This window comes from Nonomuraea terrae (assembly GCF_044465245.1).
GTDB classification, from domain to species: domain Bacteria; phylum Actinomycetota; class Actinomycetes; order Streptosporangiales; family Streptosporangiaceae; genus Nonomuraea; species Nonomuraea terrae.
Genome location: NZ_JBITLL010000008.1, coordinates 195,650 through 214,837, shown reverse-complemented (window position 1 = coordinate 214,837; position 19,188 = coordinate 195,650). Strand labels below are relative to the sequence as shown.

General features: G+C 70.9%; 13 protein-coding genes. 7 read left to right on the top strand and 6 right to left on the bottom strand.

Annotated features, from left to right (window positions below; translation table 11 throughout):
• Positions 1-10: 10 nt before the first annotated feature.
• The 3 genes from ACIBP6_RS39255 to ACIBP6_RS39245 form a co-directional block, all read right to left on the bottom strand.
• A complete protein-coding gene (locus tag ACIBP6_RS39255) occupies positions 11-688 on the bottom strand; it encodes an HAD family hydrolase (protein WP_397059292.1) in 678 nt (225 codons plus the stop codon).
• Between the two features lie 347 nt (positions 689-1,035).
• Positions 1,036-2,607 (bottom strand): phytoene desaturase family protein, encoded by a 1,572-nt coding sequence (locus tag ACIBP6_RS39250; RefSeq protein ID WP_397059291.1) that lies wholly within the window; start codon positions 2,605-2,607, stop codon positions 1,036-1,038.
• Between the two features lie 180 nt (positions 2,608-2,787).
• A complete protein-coding gene (locus ACIBP6_RS39245; RefSeq protein WP_397059289.1) occupies positions 2,788-3,591 on the bottom strand; it encodes an SDR family NAD(P)-dependent oxidoreductase in 804 nt (267 codons plus the stop codon).
• Between the two features lie 130 nt (positions 3,592-3,721).
• Here ACIBP6_RS39245 and ACIBP6_RS39240 point away from each other — a divergent pair, with 130 nt between their 5' ends.
• The 3 genes from ACIBP6_RS39240 (at position 3,722) to ACIBP6_RS39230 (ending at position 12,981) form a co-directional block, all read left to right on the top strand.
• Positions 3,722-4,105: a VOC family protein gene (locus ACIBP6_RS39240; RefSeq protein ID WP_397059287.1), complete on the top strand. Its 384-nt coding sequence runs from the start codon at positions 3,722-3,724 to the stop codon at positions 4,103-4,105.
• Between the two features lie 52 nt (positions 4,106-4,157).
• Positions 4,158-5,069 carry a hypothetical protein gene (locus ACIBP6_RS39235; protein ID WP_397059286.1) on the top strand — a complete coding sequence of 304 codons (912 nt, stop codon included), beginning with the start codon at positions 4,158-4,160 and terminating at the stop codon, positions 5,067-5,069.
• 2,662 nt (positions 5,070-7,731) lie between these two features.
• The gene (locus ACIBP6_RS39230) at positions 7,732-12,981 is read left to right on the top strand and encodes a hypothetical protein (protein ID WP_397059285.1); all 5,250 of its coding nucleotides are present in this window, start codon (positions 7,732-7,734) and stop codon (positions 12,979-12,981) included.
• Positions 12,982-13,012: 31 nt separating this feature from the next.
• Here ACIBP6_RS39230 and ACIBP6_RS39225 read toward each other — a convergent pair whose 3' ends face one another.
• Positions 13,013-13,561 (bottom strand): dihydrofolate reductase family protein, encoded by a 549-nt coding sequence (locus ACIBP6_RS39225; protein ID WP_397059283.1) that lies wholly within the window; start codon positions 13,559-13,561, stop codon positions 13,013-13,015.
• 181 nt (positions 13,562-13,742) lie between these two features.
• Here ACIBP6_RS39225 and ACIBP6_RS39220 point away from each other — a divergent pair, with 181 nt between their 5' ends.
• On the top strand, positions 13,743-14,417 hold the full coding sequence (locus ACIBP6_RS39220) for a class I SAM-dependent methyltransferase (protein WP_397059281.1): 675 nt from the start codon (positions 13,743-13,745) through the stop codon (positions 14,415-14,417).
• A gap of 70 nt (positions 14,418-14,487) precedes the next feature.
• Here the strand turns inward: ACIBP6_RS39220 and ACIBP6_RS39215 are convergent, their stop codons facing one another.
• A complete protein-coding gene (locus tag ACIBP6_RS39215; protein ID WP_397059279.1) occupies positions 14,488-14,958 on the bottom strand; it encodes a DUF2199 domain-containing protein in 471 nt (156 codons plus the stop codon).
• A gap of 485 nt (positions 14,959-15,443) precedes the next feature.
• On the opposite strand from ACIBP6_RS39215, the gene ACIBP6_RS39210 reads away from it, so the two are divergent.
• Together ACIBP6_RS39210 and ACIBP6_RS39205 are read left to right on the top strand one after the other, a co-directional pair.
• Positions 15,444-16,664 carry a sensor histidine kinase gene (locus ACIBP6_RS39210; protein ID WP_397059277.1) on the top strand — a complete coding sequence of 407 codons (1,221 nt, stop codon included), beginning with the start codon at positions 15,444-15,446 and terminating at the stop codon, positions 16,662-16,664.
• Positions 16,661-17,314: a response regulator gene (locus ACIBP6_RS39205; protein ID WP_397059275.1), complete on the top strand. Its 654-nt coding sequence runs from the start codon at positions 16,661-16,663 to the stop codon at positions 17,312-17,314. Before ACIBP6_RS39210 ends, ACIBP6_RS39205 begins: the two co-directional genes overlap by 4 nt.
• Positions 17,315-17,334: 20 nt before the next feature.
• Here ACIBP6_RS39205 and ACIBP6_RS39200 read toward each other — a convergent pair whose 3' ends face one another.
• The gene (locus ACIBP6_RS39200) at positions 17,335-18,090 is read right to left on the bottom strand and encodes an SDR family oxidoreductase (RefSeq protein ID WP_397059273.1); all 756 of its coding nucleotides are present in this window, start codon (positions 18,088-18,090) and stop codon (positions 17,335-17,337) included.
• A gap of 135 nt (positions 18,091-18,225) precedes the next feature.
• On the opposite strand from ACIBP6_RS39200, the gene ACIBP6_RS39195 reads away from it, so the two are divergent.
• Positions 18,226-19,083, top strand: a complete 858-nt coding sequence (locus ACIBP6_RS39195; RefSeq protein ID WP_397059271.1) for a helix-turn-helix transcriptional regulator — start codon at positions 18,226-18,228, stop codon at positions 19,081-19,083.
• The last annotated feature ends 105 nt before the right edge of the window (positions 19,084-19,188 follow it).

Genomic DNA, 19,188 nt, shown 5'->3' with positions numbered 1-19,188 from the left:
GGCGGGAACCCTAGCCGCCGAGCAGGTCGAGGACAGGGGTCAGGGAGTCCGGGCGGGCGCCGACGGGGAGCGGGTCGACGAGGTGCACCGGGCATCCGAGCGCGGCGGCGCCGGTGTCGGCCTCGCGGTCGTCGCCGACCATGAGGACGGTGTCGGGCGACAGCCCCAGCGCATCACACGCGACGTGGAAGATCTGGGGGTCGGGCTTCTTCGCGCCGATCTCGTACGAGAGGACGAAGACGTCGACGTACTGGGTGAGGTCGTGGAACGCGAAGACCGGGCGCAGGTCCCAGCCGATGTTGCTGACGACCGCCGTGGGCACTCCCCGCCGGCGCAGCGCCGCGAGGACGTCGTGCGTGTCCGGATAAGGGTGCCAGGCCTCGGGGCGAAAGGTGCGCTCGTAGAGGGCGTCGGCCAGGGCCGGGTCGGGAAGCCCGGCCTCGCGGGCCAGCGCCGTGTAGCAGGCGCGATGGCACTCATCGGTCAGGTCGCGGTCACGCCAGAGATCGGCCAGATGCGGGGGCACCTCATGAGGCGTGGGCCCGCCCGGCTGCGCGCCCATGCGCCCCAGACGGTCGGCGCACGCGGCGATCTCCGAGTCGTCGAGCCCGCCGTGGACGTCCAGGGCGCCCCGCAACCACTGCTCCACCGGCTCGATCCGCAGCAGCGTCCCGGAAAAATCGAACATCACACCCTTGATGGACAACGCGCGCCTTTCGTCAATGTGTTGACCGGCTGAATGGGGGGCTGAACGGCGCACGCGATCACGACGGCATCACCGCCCTGCTCAGGCGCTACAGAGGCATGAAGCGACAGTCAGCGCCGGTCGCGTGACCGCATGACCAGTACGACGATCACGATCGCCAGCACCACGACGGCGAGAATCACCAACTCGGCCCAGCCCACGCCGAACATGGGGTTTCCTCCCAGCCGATCTTCATGAGATCGACTTTACGTTCCTGACGGCCCGATCGCGTAGCGTCGTTCTCCCGGAACGGGCCTCCACGGGACGGTGGAACCCCTGGCACGAGATCGTCAGGACAGGAGCAGCCGGGCGACGGCCCGCCCTGACGCGCCGCTCACGCCCGGCCCCGGCCAGGCGGCGGCGCCGATCAGGAAGAGGCCGGGCACGGCGGTGGCGTAGCCGCCGCGATGAGCCGCCACCGGCCGCTGGGTGAACCCCTGGGTCAGCGCGTTGTGGCCGGCGGTGCCGTCGCCCGGCCCGGCGTTCGGGTTCGCCGCCGCGAGGTCCGCGGGGCTGAGCACGTGCCGGGCCAGGATCATGCCGGTCAGCCCGGCCACGTGCCGGCTCGCCTCCGCGACCACCCGGTCGGCGAACCGTTCGCTCACCTCGTCCGTCCATCGGCCGTCGGCGGCGATCTCCTCGGCGGCGTCACCCACCGGACGCAGCGGCGCCTCCAGGACCTGGAGCCGCACGACCGCCGAGCCGGCCGGAGCCCGTCCGGGATCGACCGCGGTGGGCTCGTGCCAGGAGATGGAGGGATGGCCGGGCAGCAGGCCGTCCTCGGCCTGGCGCACGGACCTGATCAGCTCGCCGACGCCGTGGCCGAGGTTGACCGCGCCGCCCCGGTCGAGGCGGGGATCGGTGAAATGCGGCTTGCGGGACAGCGCCAGGTTGACCTGGAAGCAGCCGCGCCGGTAGCGGAACCGCGCCGCCTGGTCGCGTACGCCCGCCGGGATGCCGGGGGCGTAACGCAGGAGCCTGGCGTACAGCTGGTCGGGGGCGGCCGTGGCGACGACGGCATGGGCGGCCGTGTACACCGCGCCGTCCGTGGTGCGCACGCCGGCGGCGCGTCCCCCGCCGACCAGGACCTCGTCCACCTCGGCCCCCGTGATCACCGTCCCGCCGTGCCGTTCGACGAGTGCGGTCAGTACGGTGGCCAGCCGCCCGCTGCCGCCCTCGGGCGCCGGGTTGCCCGCGCTCAGCGCGGCCGCGAGCACCGCAGCCCACAGGGCGCCGCCGGCGTCGTGCGGGGCGATGCCCACGTGCAGCGGCCACGGCAGCAACGCCGAGCGCAGCTCCTCGGTGTGGAACCGGTCGGTGATCAGGTCGAACGCGCTGCCGGTGACGAGCTCCTGGAAGGGCAGCGCGCTCGTGGCGCCCTCCTCGTACAGCCCGTCCAGCAACACGCCCGCCTCGGGCGTGGTCAGGTCCATGCTCAGCAGCGGGAAGAGCGAGCCGAGGTGCTGATCGAGGTCGGCGAACAGCCCCGTCCATCCCTCGTACTCGCCCAGGCGGTCCAGCTCCGCGGCCAGTTCGGTGGGATCGGTCGGGATGACCGCGCTGCGGCCGTCGGCCAGCGACGCTCCCGCGGACACCCCGCCCTGCAGGTAGCGCAGGCCCAGCTCGGACAGCTCGTCGCCGAGCTCGGCGAAGACCGGTCCGTGGGCCAGGACGGGGTGGAGCGCGGAGTAGGTGTCGTGCAGGAAACCGGGCAGCGTCAGCTCCTCGCTGCGGACGAAGCCGCCCGGTGTCTCGGAACGTTCCAGCAGTGCCACGCTGCGGCCGGCCTTGGCCAGGTAGGCGGCGGCCACGAGCGCGTTGTGCCCGGCGCCGACGAACACCACGTCGAAGGACGAAGGCACGCCGTCACCTCCCGCGCCGGGTGACGAGATGCGCTGCGGCGCCCCAGGACCCGTCGGTCACCAGAGCGGACAGGTGCTGTGCCATGGGACGACCCTTCTCGGTTGCGAGGGTTTTCCACAGGCACATTACGAGGCCGCGGGCTGCCCGGCGAAGGACGAGCCTGGGGTTGGCAACCCCAGTCAGACCTGCTTGAGGAAACCTGCGTCGACGGCGAAGTCGGCGCCGGTGGTGCTGGCCGAGCGTGGTGAGGCGAGCAGGGCGATCACGTCGGCGACCTCCTGGGGGTCGACCAGGCGGCCCGTCGTCAGCTTCATCATGTCCGGCGCCACCTTGGTGATGACGCTCTCGCGGTCGGTGCCGGCCTGGGCGGCGATGATGTCGGCCGCGCCGCCGCTCTTCGTCCACCACGCCGTACGCACCGGTCCGGGGGAGACGGTGTTCACCCGGATCCCCTGGGGCGCGAACTCCTCCGACAGCGCCTTGGTCAGGTTGTTCAGACCGGCCTTGGCGGCGTTGTAGTCGACGTTCATGGGGGCGGGCAGGCGGGCGTTGCCCGAGGAGATGTTGACGATCGAGCCGCCGCCGCGGGCGAGCATCGGCGGGATGGCCGCCCGGATGGCGCGTACGACCGCGAACAGGTTGAACTCGAACATCACCCGCCAGTCCTCGTCGGTGGGCGCCATGAACGAGAAGCGCGGCAGCGCGACGCCGGGCGGCGGTCCGCCGGCGTTGTTCACCAGGATGTCGAGCCCGCCGAACTCGCGCACGGCCCGGTCCACGATCCGGGCGGGGGCCTCGGGGTCCATCAGGTCGGCCGCGACGTGGAGCAGATCGCCGCCGAGCGCCGCCAGCTCGGGGCTGCTGCTCCGCGAGACGGCCACCACGCGGGCGCCTTCGCCGAGGAGGGTACGGGTGACGGCCAGCCCGATGCCCTGGGAAGCGCCGGTGACAACGGCGATCCGGCCGGAAAGCTGCAGATCCATGAAGTGTTCCCTTATTCGAGTGAATCGTTCGAAGGGAACGTTACGGATAGGCGTGTGATGAAGGCTGGCGTGATCCAGACTGGCAATTACCGCCGATTTCGGACGTCGCATGAGGAATCTGGGAGGCAGCATGGTCGACAGACCGCGGATGACTTTGACGGCCACCGTGCTCGGGGCACCCGACGCCCGCGCACTGGCGGCGTTCTACCGGCGGCTGCTCGGCTGGACGGTCAGGGACGACGAACCCGACTGGGTGGCGCTGCGCGCCCCCGACGACAGCACCGGGCTGTCGTTCCAGACCGAACCGGACTACGCCCGGCCGACGTGGCCGTCCGCTGCGGGGGAGCAGCAGATGATGATGCACCTGGACATCGAGGTGGACGACCTCGACGCCGCCGGAGCCCACGCGGCCGCGGCCGGGGCGGTGCTCGCGGACCACCAGCCCCAGGACCACGTGCGGATCTACCTCGATCCCGCCGGCCACCCCTTCTGCCTGTTCCGAAGGGAATCCTGAACGGGTCACGCCGCGTCCGGCCCGGTCGGCACCTCCCTGAACAACTGCGATATTGGCCCGGATCACCCGCTGCGGTTATGTCATTCTGATGCCGGGCCAGGCGGCCAAGACGGTGAAGGTTCGGGCATTTGGGGAGAATATGGTCGACATCGCTGCAATTCACGGCATCAACATGCATCGGTCACAGCGCTCGGCGATGCAGCAAAGTTGGCACACGGCGATCGTGGACGGCCTGGCGAACATTCGCAGTCGGCACACCGGAACACTGTCACTCGAGTGCGCCTTCTACGGCCACGAGTACAACGACGGCAAGGCCGGCGGAGAGCCGGAATACGCCGCCATCGACATCGCCCCGGGCCTTGAGGAGGAGTTGCTGATCGCCATCGGCGACGGGCTCGAACAGGACGAGGGCGGCGACAACGAGGGGACCAAGCTCTATCTGCCGGGCATGGTCCAGCGCGCCCTGGCGGCGATTCAGCGCAGCGACCTGTTCGACGGCCGGGACAGCCGGGCGATCGCGTTCGTGAAACAGGTCAACCGCTACTTGACCGACCCCGATTTCCGCAAGCTCGTCCACACTGAGGTGTCGGCGGTGATGGAGCAGTCGCCGCGGGTGGTCATCGCTCACTCGCTGGGCAGCGTGATCGCCTACGAGTGGCTGCGGGAGAACGAGCCGGAGAACCCGCCTGCGCTGATCACCCTGGGATCACCCCTGGGGTTGGAGCCCGTGCGGCGACGCCTGCTCCAGCGCCCTGGGCCGCTCGGATGGCCGGGGCAGGCCCGCTCGTGGACGAACATCGCCGCCCGGCACGACGCGGTGGCCATGGTGAAGAAGCTGGCCCCGTTGTACTCGCCGGATGTCCGGGATCTGCCCTGCGACAATCCCCGCAGGTCGGCGCACTCCGCGCTGGTCTACCTGGCGAACGTCCGCACTTCCCGCGCCATCGAGGTGGCGCTGGCATGAGACCGCGAGGGATCTTCTGTCTCTCGGGGGTCGGCAAGCACGACGACGGCGTCTGCGAGAGTTACGGCCTCGACGATCTCGACGGCGTGCCGATGGAGCTCAGCACCATGCGGCAATGCCTGACCTCACTCGGTCTGCGGGAATACCTTCCCTTCACCTCGGAGGAACGCAGGCACGATGTACTCGCGTCCGGCCTCTGCGCCCGCGAAGCCCCTGTCGATGCCGAGACCCTGGTCATCTACTGCACCGGGCACGGCCTGTTCCAAAGCCAGCGGTTCCGGTTGCTGTTGCCGGATGGAACCCCGTTCGACCCCGCCTCCCTGATCGTGAACCTCGAGCACGAGAAGTGGAAGGCACTGCGGGAAATCGTGCTCATCATCGACGCGTGCTCGGCCGAGCCCGGCCTCGACGCCATCCTGCAGGAGGCGCGGAAGGTCAACACCTGGACGTCGACCGTGGGGTTCTGGGGGATCGGTGCGAGTCGTCGCCTGGAGAGGGCCCGGCAGGGACTGTTCGCGACCGCCTTCAAAAAGATCGTCGACCGGGCGGTACAACCGTCCTGGACCAAGCGCTACCTCAACCCCGCCGACATCGCGGAGAAGGTCAACGAGGAACTCAAGGGGGCTCAATCCGTCTGGATCACCGGCGGTCACTCCGCCGGGCGGTGCCGGGCGCTGCCCAATCCCCGTTATCAGAGCTCTTCACCACCGCGTGGCTTACCACTTCCGGCCGATTGGGTGGCAAGTGCACGGGGAGTCGCGGCGGCGGACCTGCCCGGGTTCTTCTTCGGGGGCCGTGCCGCCCTGCTTGGCGAGCTGCGCGAGCACCTGATGGGTGCGGACGGTGATCCCGTCGCCGTGGTCACCGGGAGCTCGGGGGCGGGAAGGAGCGCACTGCTCGGGCACCTCGTCCTGACGCTTCACCAGGACACGCGGCGTTCGATGCCGGCTGAGGTCACGTCTGCCTGGCCGGCGCTGCCGCTGTCCGTGGCCGCGGGCAGAGGAGATCCGTCCCAGGTCACCGCCATGCTGCTCAGGGAACTCGCCGGTGCGAACGGCGGACGAGAACTCGCCGATGTTCTGCGGTCGGCGCCCGAACCTCTCGCCCTCGTGCTGGACGATCTGGATGAAGCCACCGAACCGGAGGTGTGGTCGCGATTCTTCGCAACGCTCCGGTCGGCGCCGCGCGTCCGTCTGATCGTCGGCCTGCCCGCCTCGTCGCGGATCCCTGTCGAGGCGGCCTCCCGGGTCCATGACCTCGACGATCACTTGGACGAGTGCGTGCAGGACGTACGGAAGTACTTCCGGCTCCAGGTCGAGCTCGCCGTTCCAGGCGCCAGGGGACAACAGCTCGACCGGGCGGTCGACGCGCTCGCCGCGCGCACGGGGGCGGAGTGGGCGGTGGCCGTCACCGTGACCGCCCTGCCGCGTCTCCCCGCTGGTGAGACCTCCGTCAGCAGGTACGTGGACCAGGCGACCAAGGCGCTGGACGCGGCCGCGCATCGGGTATGCCGGGAGCGCGTCGGCGCCGTACTGGGGGAGAAGGCGAAGGGCATCGTGTCGGCGCTCTCGGCGCTGTGCCAATACGGAGACGCCGTCGCCCTGCCGGCGTTGGAGTGGGCTGCCGCGGCTTCGGCTCCAGGTGGGCCGCGCGTCGGCGTTCAGGACGTCATCACCGCCGCGGGCCTGATGCGCTCGCTCGTGGAATGCCGACCCGCCGCGGACGGGTCCGCTCGCTGGCATGCTCGCTTCGGCCATCCGGAGGGCGGCGGCCACCAGAAGCCGGAGGAGTTCCTGCAGCGCCTGCCCCAGGTCGCCGACTGGCGGACGACGGACTGGCGGACGGTCGATTCCGGTGTCCTGACGCTGGTGTCGCGCGCGGCCGCGCTCGGCCTGCTGCCCGGCAGCCTGCTGGACGATCCCGTGTTCCTGCTGGATGCTCCGCCGGTGGTGGTGTCCAGGGCGTTGCAGCAGCTCCGTGCCCGGGGGGATCGCGGGCCGCGCTCCCACATGTGGTCGCTCGTGCCGCACAACGCCTCCGTCGCCGACCGCGCCCTGATGTTACGCATCGGAGCGGAACGCTTCTCGGTCCTGCCCCTCGTGACCGCGTTCCGGACGTCGCGGCGCGCGGAGCCCGGGAATCACCGGCAGCACTCCGTGGACGTCGAGTGGGTGCAGCCGGACAACGCGCGTACGACTCGCGTGACGCACATGACGGTCACCTCCGCAGACCCTCACGCGGCGATCGTCACCGTCCAGGACGACGATTCACTCGCCTTCTGGGATCCTTCGGACGGCACCAGGCTGCGCGGGCAGGTAACCGTTCCAGGAAACCCGCGAGACGTTACGGTCGCGGTCGTGCGAGGCAGAGCCGTCGCGCTGGTCTCGACATGGAGGCGGGAGATCTGGCTGGTCCCGTGCCATGAGGACGCGCCGCCGACGGCACTGCCGGAGCTCGTCCCACCGTGCGGCGCGGGCGGCACCGGCAGCCGGCTGGTTCCGCTGCTCCTGTCACTGCATCCGAGCGGCGGTGTGGTCGTCGCGTCGGGAGCCACCGCGTGGGACGGCACGCTGGGCGACGGGGAACCCGTACGCAAGCTGGCCACCATGGATACCGAGCTGGTCGCCGTCCGTACGGCGGGGCCGGACTCCGCACCTGTCGTGTGGTTGACGTCCGCGTCCGGCCACATCCGCTCACTGCGGCTGGGGGGATCGTCAGGCGGGTCGGTGGCGCCGTTCCCCGTCCCGCACCGTCCGCTCACCGTCGCGGTGTCCGAGAGCGGCAACCAGGGGCTGATCCTCGATGCTTCGGGAGATCTGCACCTGCGCAGCCTGGGCCGGCAGAGCGTGGTGCTGACGAAAGCTCGCCGTGCCGAGACGAGGGCCGCCGCGCTCGACGATTCGACGGCGGTCGTCGGTGGATCGACCGGCCGCTCCGGCTGGCTGGAGATCCACGATCTGACCCGCGCCGCGGCCCCGGCGCGGCTTCCGCTCGACGAGCCCGCGGTCGAGGTGGCTCTGCACGCAGGAAACCGGCTGCTCGTGGCGCGCACGTGCGGCCTGCTGTCGATGAAGCTTGTAGGAGCGATGTGACGGAGAACATCCGCGCCTCGGCGCCAGAACGTGACCGGCTGACGGCGGGCCTCGTCCTCGCCAGGGCCATTCTCGCTGATCCGATACGAGCGGGCGATGCGGTCTGGCGACACCTGACCTACTTCGACGCCTCCGTCGTCCGGCCGCTGCTCGAGCACCCGCCCGATGCCGAGCGGGAGCAGGTCCTTCGCTGGGCCGGCGCGCTCGGCGGCGCCGCGGTGTTGATGGAGCTGGCCGAGGCGGCGATGGACGCGGGGACGTCCGACGACGTGGTGCAGGACCTGATGACACTGGCGGACCTGGTGGCGGGGACGGAGCCCGAGGGAGACCTGCCCGGCGCTTCCCGAGCGGAAGTACTGGTCGGCGGCCCCGGCGGGGAGTTCGTCGTCCTGACCGTCGACGAACAAGGCGACCCCCGCTGGAGTTCGGCCCTGGAGGCGACGGAGCGGCCGGCGGTCGAAGCCGCGGTGGACGCCGTCCTGTCCGCCTATCCGAGCAGGGAGCCGGCGGCTGCGTCCTGGCCCTTCAAGCCCCACGTGCGCTGGCCGAGCCCGGTCGCCCTCTCGGAGGCGGCCACCGACCTGCCGATGGCGCTGTGGCTGCTGAGTGAGATCTTCGGCCTTGGCCCTTCGCCACTGGTCAGCGCCGGGCGCTACGACGGCACGAACTTCCAGCCCTTGTCCCCGTCCGAGCTGGATCCGCGCGTGGACGCCGCCCGAGCAGTGCGCAGAGACCTGCTGGTGCCCACGGCGACGGGCTGGCAGTGCCACCCAGGCGACGGCTCACCTCCCCGGAACCTTCCCGCGCCACGAACACTGGACGGCGCCGCGTCGATCGTGTGGGGCGAGCAGTGGTCGCAGAAGAAGCGCGACGCGCACAAGCAGGAGCTCGACCTGCTGGGCTGGCACTTCGTCGACTGGAGCCGGACACCCGAGGACCAGCCGATCCCCGACTGCACGATCAGCCAGGTGCGGCAGCTGGAGCGCCACTTCCTCGACAAGAGCGGCCCCGGGACGGTCGCGATGCTGGGCGGCACCAGGCACAGCGGCAGGAGCGTCATTGTGCGTCGGCTGGCCGCGGGCCTGGCCCGGCGGAAACGGCCCTGGACCGTACAGGTGATCACCGGAGCCACCCGCGAACTTCCCGACCGGCACAGCGCCCTGCGGATCGCTGGCCACGCTGTGTCATCGGCGGCCCACCCCGCCGATCAGTCCGGTCGCTGGCTGCTGGTCTTCGAGGATCTGCAGCCGACCGGTGACGGCAACGCCTCCGAAGTGCTCCGCTTCGTGGCGGAACAACTCCGGATCACCGTCCTGGGAGTGCTGGAGTACGCCGAGAACTCGTCCGTCGACTGGGACACCGACAACGCGTACGTGGCCACGGCGGTGGTCGGCCAGGAGGCGCGCAGGCGGTTCGTCGAGGACCTCGCTGCCGCTGACACCTCACTCGACCCGGATCCGGCGATCGCCGCGCTGAACTCCGGTGTCCCGGTCGACCTCCGCATGCTCACGAGGCTGATGAGCGGCGACGCCGACCTCGCCTCGCGCCGATCCGCCCGCTTCCGCGAGTTGTGGCAAGAAGACCGCGAGGCACTGGTCTTCACCGCGGCGGTCAGCCTGGTGTCCGGGGACGTCGAGGAGCAGCGGCTCGACACGATCAGTGACGATGATCGGTGGCTCTTCGGCATCGGACCCGGGCGAGGTCCGGGGACCCTACGGATGACCAGCGCGAACGACTGCGTCGCGATGCTCGCCCTGCAGGCAGCCGAGGACAGGCCCGCTGGGCGGGGGGAGCCGCGGTGGAAGGCCATCAACACCGTGCTCACCCAGCACCTCGGACCCGACCTGGACCGTTTGCTGCGGGCCGGCGACAAGCTGGCGGTCGAACGGCTGCATGGTGTCCGGCTGTATCACCAGAGCGCGTGCCGCTCGTTGTTGAAGGCCGCGGGCGAGGACGGATCACTGGACGAATGGGTGCTGACAGCGCCCCTCCTGAGCGTCGCCCGCATGGTGGAGCTCAGCGATCTCATGCCCGACCGTACGGCGCAGAAGGTGGTCACGCAGATGGCCACCAGGGCGTGTCGTGGGAGCACGCAGTTTCCCCCCGACCAGCTGCTGGCCCTGATGCGCGCCTGCCAGCAGGTCGAGTATCTGCTGGCGGGTGATGTCATCGACGAGCTCGTGGCCTGGTTCATCGACGGGGTCAGCCAGGCGTTCGACGAGGTCGAGGGGCGCCCGGACGAGCGTTTCGCGATGCTGTCCGCGCTGGAACGGCTGAACCGCGACGACGCCGCCGGCCTGGTGGCGGAGCGCGCCCTCGACGTCCTGGACGGTCTCGCCGTCCGCGTGGAGGACTACCGGCTGGTGCGAAGAGTGGACCAGCTGTATCGCCGGGCGGCCAGGAAGACGTGGCACGAAGCGCCCTATTTCCCGGTGGACCAGGAAGAGCCCGTGCAGCAGTTGCTCGAGCGCAAGCCGGACTCGACCGACGGCATCGGAGTGTTGTTCGAGGCGATGAATCTGAGGCTCAGCCTCGTCGATCACGACTGGGAGATCACGTTCCCGGCGTACAAGACCGCGCTGAACCAGGCGTTCAGGTCCGCCACGGCGTCTGAGCTCGTGCTCGGGCTGCAAGGGATCCGCGCGCCGATCCCGCAGTTCGGCACGTGGCTGCTCACGAAGTGGAAGGAATTCCCTGACCTCGTCAGAGAGCTGCTCATCACCCAGGCGGGCGCCACCGACACCGCGGCGCTGATTCACGCGGTGGCCAGAGCGAACGTGTACACGGCGTACCGCATACTCAACGACGGCCCCTCCGGCATGCTCGTTCGCGTGCTCGCGCGGCGGGCCGGCGAAGCGAGGGACGCCAAAGGCATCGGGCAACTTCTCTCCGCCGCGCGGTCGGTCGAAGACCTGTTCAGGGAAAGCGGCAGCGTCTTCTCGACGGAGATGGCCGAGGCGGTCGGCGCCGACCGGATCATCGAGTTGCTCAACTACGATCCTCGAACCTCGGTCCGCTACCACGTCATCAAGGGGGTGTGGGACGCACAGGCGAGCTACCGGAGTGAGGTGCTGAGCGACGCGCTGTCGGTCGTCGTCGACGCCGTGCGCCGGGGGCGCAAACAATGGGGCCCCGAGATCGCGTTGCGGCTCGTGAGCGAGCCGCACCTCGGGGCTGTCGCTCTCAGCGAGCTGCGGAACAAGCTCCGCAGGCAGGACCTGCTCTCGGGTATGACATCGGCGACCACCGCGCATGCCCGTGCCGTGTTCCACCGGCTGGGCCGGGTGGTTCATCCGGACCTGCCGGCACTCTTCCTGCAGCAGTGGGAGCTGACGCCCTTCGTCGAAGGTCTCGCCACGTCGAGCCCGACAGCGGCGCTGGAGGTGTGCGCCGAGGTCGCGCGTACGCTGACCGACGCCGACGTACCGGCTGTCGGCCGCGAGATCGCCGCAGCGACCGGAGGAGCGGACCAGTGGGCGCGCCGTCTGCGCATGGTGCGCAACGAGGAGGCCTTCGTCCAGGCGATCCGTCACCTGACAGCGATCGACCGGGGCACCGCCGGCGACACGCTCGATCGGCTGCGAGACACGCCCAGCCACGTCACGATCGGCGGTCGCGTCGCGGACATCCTGATGGCGCGGCTGCGCCGTGCGCTGCTGGGGGAGCCGACCTGCGCGCCGGCGATGCTGCGCGCCATCCACGACGTGCGTCCGCAGCTCGCGAGGGATCTGCTGGCGGACGTATCGGCCGACCAGCACGCCACCTTCGTCTTCCGCGGTGAGATCCAGCAGATTCAGAATCCGGTCACCCAGTCGACCGCCGCCCGCGACCTGCTGAGTGTCGGGGTCACCCGCGAGTTCGGCAGCGCCTGGATCGACCCGGTATACCGCGTCCGCATCCAGGGGTTGCCTCGCTTCAGCAGCCCTCGCGCGATTACGGCGCTGCTGAGGATGCTTTCCGCCTGGGACGCCGGCTGGGGATTCGCCGCGGCCGGAGAGGTGAACGTCCAACGGGTCATCGGCCGGTTGGCGTTCGCCGGGAGCACGGATGTGGTCGATGCCATCGAGCTGGCGCGCACGATGGCGGCCCTGGGGAACACGGCCGGTGCCCAGCGGCTTCTCGAGGAGCTGGCCGGTCACGACATCGCGCGGCTCGCGGAGCGTCTCGACGTCGCCTCGCTCTGCGCGCTGGTGGACGTGCTCGGCGAGATGATCCCCGAGGCGGTGCCGCGATTTTCGCGGGCACTCGCCACGGCGCTCCAGTCTCTCGTCGGCCAGCTGGTCGTCAGTGACGAACGAGCGCACTGGCTCCAGGCCGGACGGGCGTGCCGGATACTGAACCAGGCGGGAGCGCCTTCGGCGTCCGTCGGCGAACCGCCGATAGCGCCCAACGTCGCCTATGCGCCGGCCGTCGCCTGGGCGGCGACCGGACTGAATCAGCCCGGCTGGGGCGCCGACGCGCTCGGGCGCGCGGCAACGCGCCTCACGTCGCTGCGATCGACGCCGGACGCCACGGATCTGGCATGTCTGCTGTCGGCGACGGGCCAGGGCTGCGCCCCCGAGCTGCGGCGAAGCCGGACCGACTGGGATGTCGGGCAGGCGCCTCTGTGGCTGTTGCGGATCTTGTACGCGGAGGAGGCCACGGATCCTTACCTGAGTTCGGTCCTCTCCGCGTGTGAGCCCGCGATTCGTGAGCGCGTGAACGCGGACATCAACCGACCTCTTTGGGACGCCAGCCGATTGCGACTGATGCTCGACGCCCGTAACTTCCTGAGAAGCCGGCCGGGGAGCCAGACCCCTGGAGATCGTGCAATCGAGTGACCCTCCGGCGCTCTTGATCTGCCGGGGGCACTCACCCGGCGGTGTCGGGGACGTAGCTCAGGTTGAGGACGCCCGTCTGGAACGTCTCCGACGTGACCAGCTTCAGCGGGTGGGTCGGGGTGTCTTCGAACAGGCGCCGGCCGTGGCCGACGGCGATCGGGTGGACGAGCAGGTTCAGCCGGTCGAGCAGGCCGTTGGCGAGGAGCCAGCGTACGGTCGTGGCCGAGCCGGACATGTTGATGTCGCCGTCGATCCGCTCCTTGAGCGCGCGCACCCCGGCCGCGACGTCACCGGAGATGATCGTGGTGTTCGCCCAGTCGGCCTTCTCCAGGGTGTTCGACAGGACGTACTTGGGGAGCTCGGCGAAGGTCCTGGCGATGTCCGGGTCCGCGTCCGTGGTCGTCCAGTACGACGACCACTCGTCGTACAGCTTGCGGCCCATCAGCATGGCCGCCGCGCTCTGCATGCCGCCCTCGACCGCCGCGCCCATTTCATCGTTCCAGTACGGGAAGTGCCACTGGTCCGGCGATTCCACTACGCCGTCAAGAGAGATGAAAAAGCTGGAAATGATGTTGCCCATGGCTTCTGTTCCTTCAGCGGCTGTTCGCGGGCATCTCCCGCGCGCGACAAGAGACTAGGGGGAACGAGCGCTCCCGGTCTTGTACAGAAGCGACAGCGTCGATCTCCCGTGGCATCGTGAGGGGATGGCGACGACATGGGATGAGAGATTCGCCGAACGGTACGCGGAATGGTCGGCGCACATGACGGCCGACATCGCGTTCTACGTGGGGCTCGCGCGGCAGACCGACGGGCCGGTGGCGGAGCTGGCGGTGGGGGACGGACGGGTGGCGATCCCCGTCGCGCGGGCGGCCGGGCGGCAGGTCGTCGGGGTCGACGCCTCACCGGCGATGCTCGCCCGGGCCCGTGCCCGCGCGACGGCGGCGGGAGTGGCGCTCGACCTGCGTGCGGGCGACATGCGTGAGTTCGCCCTCGACGAGCCGGCGGCGCTGGTCTACTGCCCGTTCCGGTCGTTGCAGCATCTGCCGACCTGGGCCGACCGCCGCCGTACGTTCGAGCGGGTCGCCGCCGCGCTCCTTCCTGGCGGGCGGTTCGCCTGGAACGCCCTCGCCTTCGACCATCACCTCGCCGCCCGTGCCGACGGCGCGCGGGGGGAGACGCCCGTGCCGCACACCATCCGGTACGCGGTGGGCGACAACCGCATCGACCTCGTGCTCGACGACGGCTCGACCAGCTCGTCCTGGTGGGCGACGAAGAACGAGTGGCTGGGGCTGATCGACGTCGCCGGGCTGGAGCTGGAGGCGCTGTACGGCGGTTTCGCCGGCGAGCCCTGCACCGAGGACAGCCGCGAGTACGTCTTCGTGGCCCGCCGTCCCACCGGTACCCGCCGCCGCCGTCCGCGCTCGCCCGGCGCCTGAGTCTCGTCCGGTGAGCCGCGTGAGGTGCGGTGCCGGGCGAGCCGCGCCGGGGTGGCAGGGGAGGGCCCGTTCACCGGATCACCTCGTGGTGCGGCCACTCCTCGGTGATCACCTGGGCGAGGAGGTCGTGGGAGCTCTCGACGATGTACGGCACGTGCTCCGGGTCCTTGACGACGGCGCGGGCCGGGGCGGCCAGCAGGTCCGCGCCCCAGGGCTCGATCGCGTTGGCCACGAATCCGGACAGTTCGAAATCGATGTACTCGGGCGCCGTCCACACGTCATAGGCCGCCTGCAGGTCCGCCGGGTGCACGCCGAGCCATAAGGCGAACGTGGCGGAGAATCCGTGGGAGAGCCGGACCGGCAGCAGGCACCTGACGAAGGCGCCGACGTTCTCCACCGCCATCATCACGTCGTTGCCCCAGCGGCCGGCTTCCCGCTCGGCGGGATCCAGGGCCAGCACCGGGTCGGGAAGGCGGAAGCGGATCTGGCGGTCACGTCCGTCGAGCGGTGCCCCGCAGGCGCACAGGGCGCTGTCGGTCATGCGTAGTTCCCTTCCCGAGGCGGCGTACCCGATCGTAGGGGTGTTCGCGGCGCCCCGCCTTCGGCGGATACCGAACGGCATAAGGGAAAAATCCCGATGCATGGCGGATTCCACGGATGCGCCGGGAGCTGGCATCGATGACGATCACGGGCCTGGCGTCGGAGCCTGGGCATGGTGACGGCCATCGCGGGACGCTCCATCGAAGAGCCACGGTACGCGTACGACGGAGAACAGGGCGATGGCCGCGCCACCAGTGTGGTGCGCGGCCGGGCGCGACGGAAGGGAGTTGCCCATCGGTGACCCCGACTTGTTGCCCCACCCCGCTCCGCCGCGTTCGCTGTGCCGCGTCCCGCCCGGCGGACGCAGGCGGGACACCGCGTCGCCGGCCGGTGGGGGCCCGGGAGCCGGCCGGGTCGGCGAGCGGAGGCGGGAACCGTACTTTCGGCCGGTACGGAAGCCGGTCGCCGCCTTCTAGCGTGGCCCGTGTGCGGGAGCGGTGGGTGGATGCGGCGGTCGGGGCGGCGGGCCTCGTGGTGCTCGCGTTCACGGCGTACCGGATCGCGGAGAGCTGGGGTGGCGGGTACTGGCAGTTCGGGTGTGCGGCCGGCGCGGTGGTGTGCGGGCTGGCGGTCGTACGGCGGCGGGGGCGGTTGCGGGCGGCGGTCGCCGGATTGCTCGTCGCGACGCTCGCCATCGCCGTGGCTCGGGTCGCGGGGTTGCCGGCCGAGCCAGGGCCGGGCGTCGTGCTCGGGTCGTCCGTGCTGGTCGCGTCGGCGGTCAGGGTGCTGCCGTGGCGGCAGGCGGCCGGTGTCGCGGCGGGCGGGCTCGCGGTCGCCTGCGGCAGCGTGCTCTCCGGGTCCCCTCATAACGCCGTGCTGCTGCTGAACTGCGCAGGCTGGCTCGCCGCCGTCGCCGCCGGTCTGGGGCCGCGGCTGCTCGCGGTCCGCCGCCGTGCCGCCGCCGACCGGGTACGCCGCCACGAACGTCTGGAGCTGGCCAGGGAACTGCACGACGTCGTCGCCCACCACGTCACGAGCGTGGTGCTCCAGGCGCAGGCCGCCCGTGTGGTCGCCCGCCGGCACCCGGAGAAGGCGGCCGACTCCCTCGACGCCATCGAGACCGCCGGAGCGGACGCCCTCGCCGCGACCCGCCACGTGGTGGGTCTTCTCCGTGAACCCGCCGCCGCGCCGCCGGGGGTGTTCGCGGGGTTGCGTCCCTCGGGGACGAGAGAGAGGAACGGTGCGGGCTCCGCCGGGTTCGACGCTGCTGAGGCGTACGGCGGGGGCGGCGCCGATGACGGTCTCGGTGGCGCGCTGTCGGGCGGGTTCGGGCTCGCGAGCGTCCGGGAGCTGGTCAGCCGGTACGCCGGGCCTCCGGTGCGGTTGTCGCTCCCGGAGGGGGAGCCGGAATGGTCGCCCGGCGTGGCCGGTACCGTCCACCGGATCGTCCAGGAGTCCCTGACGAACGTCTCCCGCCACGCCGCGGACGCCGCCTCCGTCACCGTCGCCGTCCATGACGCCGACGGCATGCTGATCGTGGCGGTCACGAACGGGACGGCCCAGGACCGCCCACGCCGCGGCGGCGGCTACGGCCTGCTCGGAATGCGGGAACGCGTCGAGTCCCTCGGCGGCACGCTCACGGCCGGCCCACGCCCCGAGGGCGGCTGGTCCGTCAAGGCCGCCCTCCCCGCGAGGCCTCCCCGATGAGCATCACGGTGCTGCTTGCTGATGACGAGCCGGTGATCCGGGACTGTCTGCGGGTCATTCTGGAGGATCAGCCCGGTATGCGGGTGGTCGCGGAGGCGGGGGACGGCGCGGAGGCGGTCGCGCTGGCCCGCAGGTTGCGTCCGGACGTGTGCCTGGTCGATGTGCAGATGCCGGGGCTCGACGGTATTCAGGTCACCGCTGCGCTGGCGGGGCCGGACGTGCGCGATCCGCTCCGGGTCGTCGTGGTCACCACCTTCGACCTCGACGCGTACGTCTACGGCGCCCTGCGTGGTGGCGCGGTCGGGTTCGTGCTGAAGGACGCCGGCCCTGACCTCCTCGTGGAGGCGGTCAGGGCCGCGCACGCCGGTGACGCCCTCATCTCGCCGCAGGTCACCCTCCGCCTGCTCCGCCACCTCACCGCCGAGGCGAAGCCGAAGAGCCGCGTCCCGGCCAGGCCGCTGTCCGAACGCGAGACCGAGGTGGTGCGGGCTGTCGCGAAGGGCCGGACGAACCGGGAGATCGGCACGGAGCTCGGCATCTCGCTGAGCACCGTCAAAGGCCACGTGGCGGCCGTCCAGGCGAAGCTCGGCGCACGCAACCGGGTGGAGATCACAGCCTGGGCCTGGGAGCACCGTTTGGTGAGCACCTGAGCGGACCCCTGCAGAAGGGCTCACATCTGCTTGACGGGCATCACGACGATCTCCGGCAGGTTGACGTGGCGCGGCTGCCCGACGGCGAAGGCGATGACCTGCGCCACGTCGTCGGCGGTGAGCGGGTCGATGCGCTTCCTCATGTCCTCCGTCCAGGCGACCCCCATCTCCGAGCCGGACAGCAGCTCGGTGAGGACCATCCCCGGCCGCAGATCGGTGACCCGCACGTCGTGCGGCGCGAGCTCCATCCGGAGATGCCTGGACAGATGGCTGACGGCCGCCTTGGTCGCCGCGTACACCGGCGCTCCCGGCTCCACCTGGGTCGCCGCCGCCGACGAGACGTTGACGAGGTCGGCGGCGCCGCCGGCGGACGCGGCCGCGACCAGCTCGGGCAGCAGGGCGCCGGAGAGGCGGAGCAGCCCGGTGAGGTTCAGGTCGATCTGGCGCTCCCAGGAGTCCGTCGGGCCGCCCAGCACCGGGCCGGGTGACAGGATTCCGGCCGCGTTCACGACCAGGTCCACGCCGCCCAGTTCCCTGGCCGCCAGCCGAGCACCGGCTTCGACCGTGTCCGCGGCCAGGTCGAGGACGATCGGCACGGCGAAGCCGCCCGCGTCCTTGATCTCCGCGTGCAGCGCGTCGAGGCGGTCCTGACGGCGGGCCACCAGGGCCACCCGCGCGCCCTGGGCCGCGAGCAGCCGGGCGGTGGCCGCGCCGATCCCGGAAGAGGCCCCGGTCACGACCGCGCGCCGACCGGCAAGAGAGGACTGAGAAGTCATCGCATTTCTCCAGTTGATGGGGTTCGGCAGAGATGCTGCTGCACGTCGTACGGGGACAGGGAGGACTCTGGTGAGGGTGGTACTGGCAGGGTCAGGGCGGCGCGTCCGGAATGTCCGATACTGAAGGGTGTGGACGTGAGGAAAGAGCTGGGAGAGTTCCTGCGCTCGCGGCGCGCACGCGTACGGCCCGAGGACACCGGGCTTCCCCTGTACGGGGAGCGCCGAAGGGTCACCGGGCTCCGCCGCGAGGAGGTGGCCCTGCTCGCCGGGGTGAGCGTGCCGTACTACGTGCGCCTGGAGCAGGGACGTGCCGCCAATGTCTCCGACGAGGTGCTCGGCGCGATCGCCCGGGCGCTGCGGCTGGACGAGACCGAGCAGGCCCACCTGCGCAACGTGGCCCGCTCTCTGCGCCGCCGTACGGAGCCACGGCCGTCGCGGCGCGTGCGGCCCACGATCCAGCGGCTGCTGGACGCGTGCGGAGGGCCCGCGTTCGTCATGGGCCGCCGTACCGAGCTGCTCGCCTGCAACCGCCTGGCCGCGCTGCTCTTCTTCGGCCGCACGGAGCCCCCCCTGCCCGCCGAAGGTCTCAACTGCGCGCGCCTGGTGTTCCTCGACGAGTCCGTCCGGGCCCTCTACCTCAACTGGGAGGACAAGGCACGCGAGACGGTGGCGTTCATCCGGCTCGACGCCGGTCGCCATCCCGGCGACAAGGAGCTCGCCACGCTGATCGGCGAGCTGTCGATGCGGAGCGCCGACTTCCGCCGCCTGTGGGCGGAGCACGACGTCAGAGAACGCTCGAACGGCGAAGTCCGCGTGGACCACCCGCTCGTCGGCGAGCTGGTCCTCGACTACGAGAGCCTGAAGGTCGGCGACGACCCCGACCAGGTGCTGGTCACCTACCTGCCCGAGCCCGGCTCACCCAGCGACGAGGCCCTCCGCTTCCTGGCCAGCTGGCACAGCGGCCCTCTCCAGCCGCAGAACGCCGGACACTGACGTTCTCCCAGCGCCGGATCTAGGACCTCCGTGCCCGCGTGAAGGATCCGGAAGCGACCGGGTTCCGCCGGGTCTCGATCGGCTGATTCGTCGGTCCGCTCCGCT

Coding starts and splice junctions, on each gene's coding strand:
- ACIBP6_RS39255 (WP_397059292.1), bottom strand. CDS start 688: ATGTTCGATTTTTCCGGGACGCTGCTGCGGATCGAGCCGGTGGAGCAG.
- ACIBP6_RS39245 (WP_397059289.1), bottom strand. CDS start 3,591: ATGGATCTGCAGCTTTCCGGCCGGATCGCCGTTGTCACCGGCGCTTCC.
- ACIBP6_RS39205 (WP_397059275.1), top strand. CDS start 16,661: ATGAGCATCACGGTGCTGCTTGCTGATGACGAGCCGGTGATCCGGGAC.
- ACIBP6_RS39225 (WP_397059283.1), bottom strand. CDS start 13,561: ATGGGCAACATCATTTCCAGCTTTTTCATCTCTCTTGACGGCGTAGTG.
- ACIBP6_RS39220 (WP_397059281.1), top strand. CDS start 13,743: ATGACGGCCGACATCGCGTTCTACGTGGGGCTCGCGCGGCAGACCGAC.
- ACIBP6_RS39215 (WP_397059279.1), bottom strand. CDS start 14,958: ATGACCGACAGCGCCCTGTGCGCCTGCGGGGCACCGCTCGACGGACGT.
- ACIBP6_RS39200 (WP_397059273.1), bottom strand. CDS start 18,090: ATGACTTCTCAGTCCTCTCTTGCCGGTCGGCGCGCGGTCGTGACCGGG.
- ACIBP6_RS39240 (WP_397059287.1), top strand. CDS start 3,722: ATGGTCGACAGACCGCGGATGACTTTGACGGCCACCGTGCTCGGGGCA.